Source organism: Micromonospora sp. S4605 (assembly GCF_003176715.1).
Classification (GTDB): domain Bacteria; phylum Actinomycetota; class Actinomycetes; order Mycobacteriales; family Micromonosporaceae; genus Micromonospora; species Micromonospora echinaurantiaca.
The window spans coordinates 1-10,583 of sequence record NZ_QGSW01000333.1 but is presented as its reverse complement, the minus strand read 5'-3'; the positions used below and the strand labels follow the sequence as shown (position 1 = coordinate 10,583).

General features: G+C 72.0%; 11 protein-coding genes and 1 pseudogene. 6 read left to right on the top strand and 6 right to left on the bottom strand.

Annotated features, from left to right (window positions below):
• From DLJ47_RS35980 to DLJ47_RS29050, 3 genes are all read left to right on the top strand, one after another.
• Positions 1 to 1,309 (top strand): hypothetical protein (locus tag DLJ47_RS35980; protein WP_158289907.1); only part of this gene is annotated, 1,309 nt, incomplete at its 5' end.
• Positions 1,309 to 3,351, top strand: coding sequence for a hypothetical protein (locus DLJ47_RS29055; RefSeq protein ID WP_109904713.1), 2,043 nt, complete (start codon positions 1,309 to 1,311; stop codon positions 3,349 to 3,351). The genes DLJ47_RS35980 and DLJ47_RS29055, both read left to right, overlap by 1 nt.
• A 48-nt stretch (positions 3,352 to 3,399) precedes the next feature.
• Positions 3,400 to 3,780 carry a YccF domain-containing protein gene (locus tag DLJ47_RS29050; RefSeq protein WP_088997705.1) on the top strand — a complete coding sequence of 127 codons (381 nt, stop codon included), beginning with the start codon at positions 3,400 to 3,402 and terminating at the stop codon, positions 3,778 to 3,780.
• Between the two features lie 98 nt (positions 3,781 to 3,878).
• Here the strand turns inward: DLJ47_RS29050 and DLJ47_RS29045 are convergent, their stop codons facing one another.
• Together DLJ47_RS29045 and DLJ47_RS29040 are read right to left on the bottom strand one after the other, a co-directional pair.
• Complete coding sequence (locus tag DLJ47_RS29045; RefSeq protein WP_109904711.1) at positions 3,879 to 4,673, bottom strand: Stf0 family sulfotransferase; 795 nt, start codon at positions 4,671 to 4,673, stop codon at positions 3,879 to 3,881.
• Between the two features lie 27 nt (positions 4,674 to 4,700).
• Positions 4,701 to 5,798, bottom strand: a complete 1,098-nt coding sequence (locus tag DLJ47_RS29040) for an esterase-like activity of phytase family protein (protein ID WP_233258073.1) — start codon at positions 5,796 to 5,798, stop codon at positions 4,701 to 4,703.
• 275 nt (positions 5,799 to 6,073) lie between these two features.
• On the opposite strand from DLJ47_RS29040, the gene DLJ47_RS29035 reads away from it, so the two are divergent.
• Positions 6,074 to 6,502 (top strand): DoxX family protein, encoded by a 429-nt coding sequence (locus DLJ47_RS29035; protein WP_109904709.1) that lies wholly within the window; start codon positions 6,074 to 6,076, stop codon positions 6,500 to 6,502.
• A 23-nt stretch (positions 6,503 to 6,525) separates the two neighbouring features.
• Here the strand turns inward: DLJ47_RS29035 and DLJ47_RS37200 are convergent, their stop codons facing one another.
• The gene (locus tag DLJ47_RS37200) at positions 6,526 to 6,831 is read right to left on the bottom strand and encodes an acetylxylan esterase (protein WP_446723612.1); all 306 of its coding nucleotides are present in this window, start codon (positions 6,829 to 6,831) and stop codon (positions 6,526 to 6,528) included.
• On the opposite strand from DLJ47_RS37200, the pseudogene DLJ47_RS37195 reads away from it, so the two are divergent.
• Positions 6,724 to 6,942, top strand: a pseudogene (locus tag DLJ47_RS37195) (hypothetical protein); the annotation flags it as partial. The gene DLJ47_RS37200 and the pseudogene DLJ47_RS37195 overlap by 108 nt on opposite strands.
• Positions 6,943 to 7,007: 65 nt before the next feature.
• On the opposite strand, the gene DLJ47_RS29020 reads toward DLJ47_RS37195, so the two are convergent.
• Positions 7,008 to 7,769 carry an ABC transporter permease gene (locus DLJ47_RS29020; RefSeq protein WP_109904707.1) on the bottom strand — a complete coding sequence of 254 codons (762 nt, stop codon included), beginning with the start codon at positions 7,767 to 7,769 and terminating at the stop codon, positions 7,008 to 7,010.
• Positions 7,770 to 7,916: 147 nt separating this feature from the next.
• Between DLJ47_RS29020 and DLJ47_RS29015 the strand changes: the two genes are divergently transcribed.
• Positions 7,917 to 8,339 (top strand): acyl-CoA thioesterase, encoded by a 423-nt coding sequence (locus tag DLJ47_RS29015; protein WP_109904705.1) that lies wholly within the window; start codon positions 7,917 to 7,919, stop codon positions 8,337 to 8,339.
• A gap of 178 nt (positions 8,340 to 8,517) precedes the next feature.
• Here DLJ47_RS29015 and DLJ47_RS29010 read toward each other — a convergent pair whose 3' ends face one another.
• Together DLJ47_RS29010 and DLJ47_RS29005 are read right to left on the bottom strand one after the other, a co-directional pair.
• Positions 8,518 to 9,264, bottom strand: a complete 747-nt coding sequence (locus DLJ47_RS29010) for a phosphotransferase family protein (RefSeq protein WP_109904703.1) — start codon at positions 9,262 to 9,264, stop codon at positions 8,518 to 8,520.
• A 77-nt stretch (positions 9,265 to 9,341) separates the two neighbouring features.
• Positions 9,342 to 10,583, bottom strand: a 1,242-nt coding sequence (locus DLJ47_RS29005; protein WP_199236046.1) for an RNA-guided endonuclease InsQ/TnpB family protein, incomplete at its 5' end; no start/stop codon positions are given.

Sequence of the window (10,583 nt, the reverse complement as noted above, 5' to 3'; positions counted from 1 at the left end):
CGGTGGGGGCGGTGGGGGGAAGCCGAAGGAGGACGAGCAGGCGATCAGCATCGCCGGGCAGATCCAGGTCGGCTACGAGCCGGTGGTCTTCACCGATCTGTGGGGCAGCGAGGTGCCGGCGTACGTGCCGGTGCCGGAGGCGGCCGAGCCGCGGCTGATGCTGGTCGAGGAGTACCGGCTCTCCACCTACCTCGGCTCCTTCGGGGCGGGCCGGGTGGTGCAGACCATGACCCTGCTGCCGGGCGAGAAGACCACCATCAGCGTCAAGACGTTCACCCAGTCGACCTCGACCCAGGCCCAGGCGTCCAGCATCCTCGACTCGTTCTCGCAGGAGAGTGCGACCGCCTTCGAGTCCGCCGTGCAGTCCGAGCAGTCCGACCAGAGCACGTACGCCAAGAGCTTCGAGTACAACGCCGAGGTCTCCGCCTCGGCGTCCTGGGGCTTCGGGTCGGTCGACGTCTCCGGCGGGGTGGCCGGCTCCACCAACTCCAGCCGGGAGGAGTTCGCCAAGAACATCTCCTCGGCCACCGAGAAGCACTCGGCCAGCGCGTCGTCGAAGCGGGAGGTGCAGGTCAACACCAGCTCCGAGGTGACCACCACGGCCGGCGAGGAGACGTCGATCACCCGGGAGATCGCCAACATCAACCTGTCCGCGCCGTTGAACTTCGTCTTCCGGCAGATGAACCAGGAGTTCATCACCGTCCTGCACCTGGTCGACGTCCGGGTGGCGTTCTTCAACAACTACGCGGAGTCCAAGCGGGAGCGGACCCTGCCCGAGCTGCAGGCGCTGCTGGACGAGGTGATGGTGCCCGACGCCGAGAAGAAGCGCGAGGTGAAGGCCGAGATCCTGCACGCGCTGAAGAACATGGTGGACTGGCGCGGCGAGCCGGTGACCGACTTCGTCCGGCAACGCTCCTACCCGGAGCGGGACGGCTCGGTGACCCGGGTCTGGCAGGTCAACCGGGACAAGTACACCGACTACGTGGATCCGGTCAGCGGTGCCGCGTTCCGGGTGCCCGGCGTGATCATGTCGGTGCAGAAGAACGTGATGCGCACCGAGGGCATCGTGGTCGAGGCGTTGCAGGGGCTCGCGCCGGCGCTGGACCGTTACAACGTCGCGCTGCAGGACGAGGCGTTGCAGGAGCGGCGGGCCGCGAACGCGGCGGCGGACCTGGCCAACCGGCGCGAGGAGCTGGCCCAGCAGATCGTCAGCTCCGGTGACGGCACCATGGCGGACGCGTACGTCAAGGTCTTCGCACCGGGCGGCGCCGCTCCCGGCGACCCCGCCGGGCCGGCGCCGGCCGGCTGATGCTCGCCGGCCCGCGCGCCGCCGACCAGCAGGTGGTCGCGGCGGTCGCGGTGCAGCAGCCCGCCGGGTCACCGGCCGCCGTGGACCCGACCGCCGACCAGGTCACCGTGGTCGACGTGGTCAGCACCCCGGCGGTACGCACACCCGGCGCGCTGCCGCCCGGCGCGGCCGATCCGGCCGCCCGGAACCGGCTGCCCGACCTGGCCGCGCTGATCGAAACCACCCTGCGCGGGCACCTGGCCGGCGAGACCGACCTGCGACCGCTGCTGGACGCGCTCGACGCCCACCTGTCACCCGACCCGGCCGCGTTGCAGGCGGTGCTGCAGGAGGTCTGGGACCAGACGCTGCGGCTCGGCACCGAGGCCAGCGCGGCGGCGATGCGGGGCCGGTCGTGGAGCGACGCCGGGGCGGTGGAAGCGGGGCTGGCTCCCCTGCTCACGCTGGCCCCGGTGGTGACCCAGGTGGCCTCGTCGCTGCTGGCGACGTTCGGGGCCGCGCTGCCGCCGGTCACCGACTACCCGGACGAGTTGCAGGCGGTGATGCGCGGGATGGCGGCCTTCGGCGGCGGCCTGCGCGACGGGCTGACCGGCAGCGGCCTCTGCGAGCTGCAGTTCTACGAGGACATCTACGCCAAGTTCTGCACCAGCATGCAGGAGCACATGCTGATCGCCAGCACCGTGGTGCAGGCGGGCATGGTGATCGGGATCGGCGAGCGGCTGGTCGAGGATCTGATCGGCATCGTCGCGCTGATCCTGCTGCTGTCGTCCGGGCCGATCCTGGTCGCGGTGCTCTGCTACGCGGGCTGGTCGCTGTGGCAGGCGGGCGCGGAGCAGGTGGCCCGGGAGACGGGAGGCATGCTCGCCGCGGCCGCCGCCGAGCCGTTCCTCAAGCTGCACGCCGCTCCGGTCGGGGTGGAGTTCCTGCTCCTGCTGGGTCGGATCATGGGTCCGATCTTCCTCGACGCGATCCTGCTGATGATCGGCGAAGGGGCGGTGGTGGCCGGTGCCCGCAACGCCGTCCAGGCGGCCCGGATGGCCGAGATCTGGGCGAAGCTGAAGACGCTCTGGGCCACCCTGCCGGACGTGCGGCCGCTGCTGGACGAGGTGGCGGCGCGGGCGTTCGAGCTGCTGGACTTCTTCAAACCGGCACTGGCCACGCTGGGCACCGAGGCCGAGGAGAAGTTCCTGCGGCTCCTTCAGCGCGAGCAGTCGGACGCGCTGCTCGTCGAGATCCGCGACTACCTGGAGAGCCTCTCGGAGGATCCGGCCAAGGTGGCCACAGCCCTCGGCGCCATCCTCGACTTCCTCGACGACCTGTCCGAGGAGGAGTTCGCCGGGCTGCTCGCCTACGAGCGGTACCGCCCGTACTCCAACGCCAGCCCGGCCCACCCTGGCCCCCAGTACGCCGAGGTCGGTTGGGTCGACCTGCTGTTCATCCAGGATATGGAGGGCAACGCCAAGGAGCTGTTCGCGCTGCTCGGGCCGATCGCCGGGCGGCTGTGCCTGCATCACGACGGTATCTGCACTGTGCTGGGCGACTACCTCTTTGGCGGCGGGAAGTACACCGGCGCGGCCGGCGTCCTGCTCGCCGCCCGGCAGATCATCGACGACCGGCCCGACGCCTGGGTGCGCTTCGAGGTCGACGCCGACGACCGGGTGCTCGACATCGTCGCCTACGGCGCGGAGTTCGTCTGGACCAACCAGGGATTCCGGCGGCAGTACGTCCTCCAACTGGTCGCCGAGGTCAAGACCTACCCCAGCGGCACGCTCACCCATGACCAGTACCACAAGCTGCTCCGCCAGATGCGCAAGGACCTGGTCCGGCACGCCACCTCGGGTGACCCCCAGCTCGAATTGTTGAGCTGGCTGATCGACCCGGTCGGCTACCAGGCCCTGAACGAACAACTGCGCTACATGTTCTGGGAGGCGCTGCACCTGGAGCACGGCAACCTGGTCAACCAGGGCGTCGACTACCTGGCGCTGGAGGTGGCCCTGATGGAACGCCTCGAGGCGGGGCTGCTGCTGTCGCCGTACCGGATCTGAACCCGACGCCGGGACGTCCGGTGGCGAGCGGTGGTCATGCTGGTAGGCGTGATTCGCTTCGGGTTGAACGTGCTGTGGCTCATCTTCGGCGGCGGCCTCGTCCTCGCCATCGGTTACGGCATCGCCGCGCTGATCTGCTTCGTCCTCGTCGTCACCATCCCGTTCGGGGTGGCCTCCCTGCGCCTGGCCGGATACTCGCTGTGGCCGTTCGGCCGCACGCTGGTGCCCAAGCCGGGCGCGGGGGTGGCGTCCGGGTTGGCCAACGTGCTCTGGGTGGTGCTGGCGGGCTGGTGGCTGGCCCTGTCCCACCTCGTCGCCGGCGTCGCGCTCTGCGTCACGATCATCGGCATCCCGTTCGGCGTGGCCAACTTCAAGCTCGTCCCGGCGGCGTTCTGGCCGCTCGGGCGGGACGTGGTCGACGCGCCGTAGCCGCCCGCCGATCGCCCGGACCACGATCCGCGCGCCCCGGCGCGTCGGGCCGCTCCCGGTGACGGTCGTCGGCGGGCGTGGCGGGCGTGGTGGGCGGCTCAGCCGCCGGCCGCCGCTGCCCGGTACCGCTGGATCCACTCCCGGTTGAGCCGGTCGGCCTGGCGCCGGTGCCGGGCCACGATGGTGCCGTCCCCGGCCGGCGGCTCCAGGCCGAGGAAGTCCAGGACGCCGCGCGTGGCGGCCACCATGTCCTGGTCGAGGTCCTCGTAGCGCACCCGGTACGGCCGGATCCGCCGCGTCGCGAACCACGCCTCCCATGCCGCGTTGTGCTCCTCGATGACCTCGACGTGGTGCCGGATCCCGGCGGCGTCGAAGCGGGGCGCCCGGCCGGTGCCGGTGTTGCCGCTGATCTCCCCGTTGCCGCCGACGAACCAGGTGCCGGTCTGCTCGGCTCGCAGCCAGGAGACCGCCTGGGCCAGCACGTCCGCGCGGCGCAGGAAGACGAACCGGGTACGGCCGAACGCCCGACCCAGCAGGGCGGTGTCGTCACCGGCCAGGTCGGGGTGGACGGTCGCGAGGCGGGCGACCAGTTCGTCCACCGTTCCCCACATGAGCTTCGCGCCGAACACCCCGTTGCCGGTCCGGCCCTCGGCGAGCGCGGCCCGCAGGTAGTCGGCGTAGTCGATGTCGCCGTCGGCGGTGCGGGGCAGCCGCCACCGGTCGGCCCAGAGCGGCTCGTCCGGCGACCGGAAGTACGCCTGGGGACGACCGGCGACGCCGGTGGACTCCAGCAACCCGAGCAGCAGCGAGCTGCCGGTACGCGGGGTGGCGCAGACGAAGTACGAGTCGATCCGGTCGGCCGGCATGGCCACACCCAAGCGCACCGCCGGCATGCCCGGCAACCGAGTTCGCCGCCCGGGTCAGCGCGGCCGGTCGGGGCGGGACCGCCGCCACCGAACCAGTACGAGCAGGCCCGCCACCAGCAGGCCGAAGCCGACCGCCCCCGCCGCCACCATCGGCGTGCCCCCGCGGTCGGCGCGGTCGGCCCGGTCGCCGGCGACCCGGCCGCCCGGCGCGGACGTGGTAGGCGGCGCGGCGGTCGCGGCGGGCGACGGCGCGACGGGCGACGGGGCCGCCACCGGGTAGCGCAGGATGCTCGGCCGGGTGCCGGCGGGCTGGTCGGCGGTTTCGGAGACGGTGAGCAGGGACCGCCCGTCCCGGCTGTAGGTGATCGACTCACCCTGCGGTTCGTCGGGCAGCGGGGTGACCCGCGGCGTATCGCTGGTCAGCGCGGCGATCACGTCGCCGCCGGTGACGTCGAACTCGAACGCGTCGGCGTAGGTACGCAGCACCACCCGGTCGCCGCCCGGCGCGGTGGCGGCGCCGGTGACCGCCGTCCGGCCGAGCACCGAGAACGGGTTGCTCGTCGTGGAGGCCGGCAGCCGGACCTGCCCCACCTGGGCCAGTGGCACCGTCGCGCCCGCCCGCAGGGCGGTGCTCGGCGCGTAGAGCACGCCCGAGTACTTGGACACGATCACCGGCCGGCCGTCGCCGGTCACCAGCATCGCCTCGGCGTCGTGCGGACGGTCCGGGTACGCCATCCGGTACAGCACCGGCCGGGCTGCACCCGGGGCGAGCTTCCACACCGCGACCGTCTGCCGGGAACGGTCGTTGTCGCCGACGTCCGCCACCCAGATCGTGCCGTCCGCGCCGACGGCGAGATCCTCGGTGTCCCGGGGCCGGGACGGGTAGCGCAGGGCCCGGGTCACCGCGCAGTCCGCGTCCAGGAAGAAGATCCGGCGGCGGGCCTCGTCGTCCGCGCCGTCGTTGACCACGACGTACCCGTCGTCGGTGGCCACCAGCCCGGAGATCTCGGTCAGCCGGTCGTCGCGGATCTGGCACACCGGGGCACCCGGGGCGGGCGTCGGGTCGGCCGCCGCGCCGGTCGGGGCCAGCACGGCGAGTACGACGGCCGCGGCCACGGCGGCCGACAGCCGGGGCGTTCCGTTCGATCGCATCGCCGGCAATCCTCCCATCACCGGTCGAGCTGGCCGCTCCGACCGGCCGTGACCGGCCGCGGGGCCGGGCGCAGCAGCCGCCCACCGCTGCCGAGCGCGCGACTCCGCCGCGGCGTCGGACCGCCGGACCCGGCCGCGTGACGCGGACGGGGAGCGCGGGCAGCGGGACGCCAGCCGTCCATGGGAGCGTTCCCACAGTGGGGGAAAGTATCGACACGACTAAATGCGCGTCGGCATCCTGGGCCCCGTCGGTTCCCCGCAACGGAGGTGTCGCAATGCGTGCTGAGCAGATCGTCGGACCAGCGGTGTCCCTCTTCCGCGTGGTCATCGGGCTGCTGTTCCTCTGCCACGGCCTGGCCTCGCTCTTCGGCGTCCTCGGCGGCAACCGGGGCACCGGCGAGGCGATCCCGCTGGGCCAGTGGCCGGGCTGGTGGGCCGCACTGATCCAGGGGATCTGCGGCGCGCTGGTGCTGCTCGGCCTGCTCACCCGGCCGGCCGCGATCCTGGCCTCCGGCTCCATGGCGTACGCGTACTTCATGGTGCACCAGCCGGACGCCCTGCTGCCCCTGCGCAACGGCGGTGAACTGGCCGTGCTGTTCTGCTGGTCGTTCCTGCTCATCGCGGTGCTCGGCCCCGGCGCGTGGGCGCTCGACCCGCTGCTGCGGGCTCGCCGCGCTCACCGGGCGCCGGTCCCCGCCCGGTGAGCGATCGGCGGGAGCCGGGCGGGTCAGTGCCCGAGCACACCGGCCAGCCACCGCAGTTGCCGGCGCACCTGCACGGCCTCCCCGCCCTCGTGCCCGTTGAACGGGTAGACGTGCAGGTCCCGCTCCGGCCCGGCGGGCCGGCCGTTGCCGGCGCCGTACTGGTTGTAGGCGGCGAACCCGGTGCTCGGCGGGCAGACCTGGTCGCGCAGTCCGATCCCGAAGTGCGCGAGGCCGCCGCCCTGGCTGTTCCCGGCCAGTACCCGCCGCCGTGGCCGGAGGTGTACGAGTCCCTCGACCGGTACCCGGACGAGCTGCTGCTCTTCTTCCACCACGTGCCGTACGGGCACGTGCTGCGCAGCGGCACCACTGTCATCCAGCACATCTACGACACCCACTTCGCCGGGGTGACGGAGGTGGCCGCGATGCGCCGGCGGTGGCAGCGGCTGGTCGGGCTGCTCGACCGTGCCGGGAGGTCCACGGTCGCCGCATCCACTGACCGTTGGGCTCACCGCAGCGCCTCGGACCGGGCCGGTAGCAGCCGGCCACGGGCCACCAGTTCCACGGTGAGCACGACCGCCACCGCCTCCACCGCCAGGAGCCCGACCAGCACGAACACCTGCGTGATCCCGGCCGTCAGCGGGTCCGCGCCACCGAGCAGCACACCGACGAACGCGCCCGGCAGCGTCACCAGCCCCACCGTGCGGGTCTGGTCCAGCGCTGGCACCAGCGCCTGACCGGCCACCGGACGGCAGACGAGCAGGACCGCGTCCCGGGGCAGCAGCCCCAGCGCCAGGCCGGCCTCCACCTCGCCCCACCGGTTGGTCAGCTCGTCCAGGATCCGCCGGCCGGCCAGCGACGTCGCGGTCATCGCCCCACCGATGAGGATCCCCGCCACCGGGATGACAGCGATCCCCCGTAACGGCACCAGTCCGGCCACCAGCAGCCCCGCCACCACGGACATGCTGCCCACCACGACCGGCACGGTGGCCCACCAGCCGTGCCGGCCCCGGGTGATCCGTCGACCGGCGGTGCCCGCCGCGACCACGCACATCAGGACGACGAAACCGGCGGTCGCCCAGAGCGACACCACGATGGCGGTGATCAGCAGCGAGACGGCCGCCAACTGGACCGCCGCGCGACCGGCGGCGACCAGGATCTGCCGGCCGTGCCCGAGCCGCCCCACGGTGGCGACGACCGCCGCCGCGATGGTCAGCACGACCAGCGCCACCCCCAGCCTGGGGCCAATCACCAGGATCGTCGAGGACATCAGGCCAGTCTGCCGCCGCCGGCGGACGGCCGCCTCGGGAACCGGCGGCCGCTCGTCGGGTCTCGGTGCCGGCGGTCGGCTCTGATCCCGGTGCTGGTGGGAGGCGTCCCGGTTGGCGATGTCGTACCCGTCGGTAGGCTCTGCGGTGTGGGAGATCCGTTCCGGGTACGCATCACCGTCCGTGGCTACGAGCTCGACACCCAGGGCCACCTGAACCAGGCCGTCTACCTCCAGTACGCCGAGCACGCCCGGTGGGAGTGCCTGCGCGCCGCCGGCATCTCGCAGGACCGGCTCATCGCCACCGGCGTGGGGCCGGTCGCCCTCGAGGTCACCCTGCGCTACCTGCGGGAGCTACGCGGCGGTGACGAGGTGGACGTGTCCTGCGCGTTCCACTGGGGTGAGGGCAAGACCTTCCGGATCGAGCAGGACTTCGTCCGTGCGGACGGCACCCGGGTGGCGGCGCTGACCGGGGTGGGTGGCCTGCTGGACCTGTCGGCCCGGCGCCTGATGCCCGCCCCGCAGGATCGGTTCCGCGAGCTGGCCGACGACCCGCACCCGCTCAACCTTTGATCTCCCGGCCGCCGGCGGCTGCCCCGGGGCAGCCACGCGTTCGTCACCCTTGGCTGCGCCGTCATCTGCTGGCGACGACTGCGCACCGCACTCTGTTGCGGGTAAGGGCGGACGATCGCCCAGGGAATGACCTGCTCGGTGCGTCAGCAGCAGACGTAGCGGTCGGGCCCACGCAGCCTCACAGCCGGGCTCTGAGCACGTCGACCTCACAGCCCGGCGCGAAGGGGTCGAAGCCGTGCTCGATCAGCCAGCGAACTGCCAGCAGGCTTCGCAACGACCACCACGCGTGGATCACGTCGAGGTCGACGTCGGTGCCATAGCCGGCGATGACGTCGTCAAGGTGCTCCTCGTGTCCGAGCGTGAAGGTGGCGAGGTCGTACAGGGCATCACCCTGGCCCGCCTCGGACCAGTCGATGATGCCGGTAACCTCGTCGCCGTCGACGAAGACGTGCGCGATCTGCAGGTCGCCGTGTGTGAACGCCGGAGTCCACGGCCGGAGCGCGGCCTCGGCGACCTGGCGGTTGCGGGTGACCAGGTCAGTGGGCAGGACAGCGTTCGTCACGAGCGACTCGCACTCGTCGTCGAGTTCCGCCGCCAGCGCGACGACGCTCCGGCCGGCCCGGCCCGGCAGGGGCGGCAGGGGCGCTTCGTGCAGGTTCCGGATTGCGGCGCCCGCCGCTGCCCACGCCGCCGGCGACCCGGTCGACGGCCCGCCGAGGCGCCCGAGCGTCGTCCCCGGGAGTGCGGCGATCGCGAGCACGGGCGGCTTGCGCCACAGGACCTCCGGGGTCGGGACCGGCGCGAGGGACATCGCCTCGACCTCGACGTCGATGCGCGCCTGATCGGCGTCCACTTTCAAGAACACGTCACCGACGCGCAGAGTCGCGCGCTCGGAATGGGCGACGACGACTTCGACCTCATCCATCGGCGATCAGTATCCCGGGGGTGATCGCCGACGTCGCCACGTTTATCGCGTGCGATTACGCGGTCGACCGCGTCCCACTACCCGGTGGCCTCGTGCACGACACCAACCTCTGACCAGGTCAAGCCCACCACTTTGTCAGGAGTCCTATAGGGCGCCGCCCCAGTTGTCGGTGACGATCTGGCCGGTGGTGTCGTCGAATTGACGTTCTTCCCGCCCTGAAGGGCGGGGATTCCCTCCGCGTTGCGCGTGGAACAGCGCGTGGCGCTCGGGCGGATTCCTGTTTCATGGCGCGGTGCCGGCACGGATGCCGGTCTTACCTGCGCTCCACAGGCGTTTGAGTTGTCCCAGCGTCCCTGGGCCAACACGTTGATCGCCGCGTTCACGTCCCGGTCATGGGTCGCCCCGCATGGGCAGGTCCATGACCGGACGTTGAGCGGCTTGGGTCCGTCGATCCGGCCGCACGCTGAGCAGGTCTGCGACGTGGGCGCGAAACGGTTGACCTTTGCGAACCTCCGCCCGGCGCGGGCGGCCTTGTACTCCAGCATTGCGGTGAAGCTGGCCCACCCGGCGTCGTACACGGACTTCGCCAGCCGGGTACGGCCGAGACCAGCCACGCACAGGTCCTCGACGTACACCGCTTGGTTGTCGCGGATGATCGCCGTGGACAGCTTGTGCTGCCAGTCCCGCCGGGTGTCGGCCACCCGGGCGTGCGCCCGAGCCACTTTCTTGACGGCCTTCTTGCGGTTGCTGCTGCCCCGCTGCTTGCGGGACAGATCCTGCTGCAACCGCTTGAGCTTGCGGGCCGCGCGGCGCAGAAACGTCGGTGCCGTGACCTTCGTGCCGTCGGAGAGGACCGCGAAGTGCGTCAGCCCCAGGTCGATACCCACCTCGGAGTCGACCGGCGGCAGCGCTTCGTCGGTGGTCTGCACGACGAACGACGCGAAGTACCGCCCAGATGCGTCCCGGATAATCGCCACGGACGACGGGTCCGCCGGAAGGTTGCGTGACCAGCGCACGGGCAGGTCGCCGACCTTCGGTAGGCGCAGGCGGCCATTGTCGAGGACCGTGAACCGGGAGTTCTTGGTGAACCGGATGGCCTGCCGGTTGTCCTTGCGCGACCGGAACCGCGGCGGCGCGACCGTGCGGCCCCTGCGTTTGCCAGACAGGGAGTTGAAGAAGTTCCGGTACGCGGTGTTCAAGTCCGCGAGTGCCTGCTGCAACACCACGGCCGAGACCTCGCCCAGCCATGCCCGCTGCGGGGTCAGCTTGGCCTCGGTGATCAGCCGTCGAGACAGCTCGGCGTCGCAGATGTACCTCTC

Excerpts from the sequence above, each read along its gene's own strand:
- DLJ47_RS29055 (WP_109904713.1), top strand. The coding sequence starts at position 1,309 with ATGCTCGCCGGCCCGCGCGCCGCCGACCAGCAGGTGGTCGCGGCGGTC.
- DLJ47_RS29045 (WP_109904711.1), bottom strand. The coding sequence starts at position 4,673 with ATGCCGGCGGTGCGCTTGGGTGTGGCCATGCCGGCCGACCGGATCGAC.
- DLJ47_RS29040 (WP_233258073.1), bottom strand. The coding sequence starts at position 5,798 with ATGCGATCGAACGGAACGCCCCGGCTGTCGGCCGCCGTGGCCGCGGCC.
- DLJ47_RS29035 (WP_109904709.1), top strand. The coding sequence starts at position 6,074 with ATGCGTGCTGAGCAGATCGTCGGACCAGCGGTGTCCCTCTTCCGCGTG.
- DLJ47_RS29020 (WP_109904707.1), bottom strand. The coding sequence starts at position 7,769 with ATGTCCTCGACGATCCTGGTGATTGGCCCCAGGCTGGGGGTGGCGCTG.
- DLJ47_RS29010 (WP_109904703.1), bottom strand. The coding sequence starts at position 9,264 with ATGGATGAGGTCGAAGTCGTCGTCGCCCATTCCGAGCGCGCGACTCTG.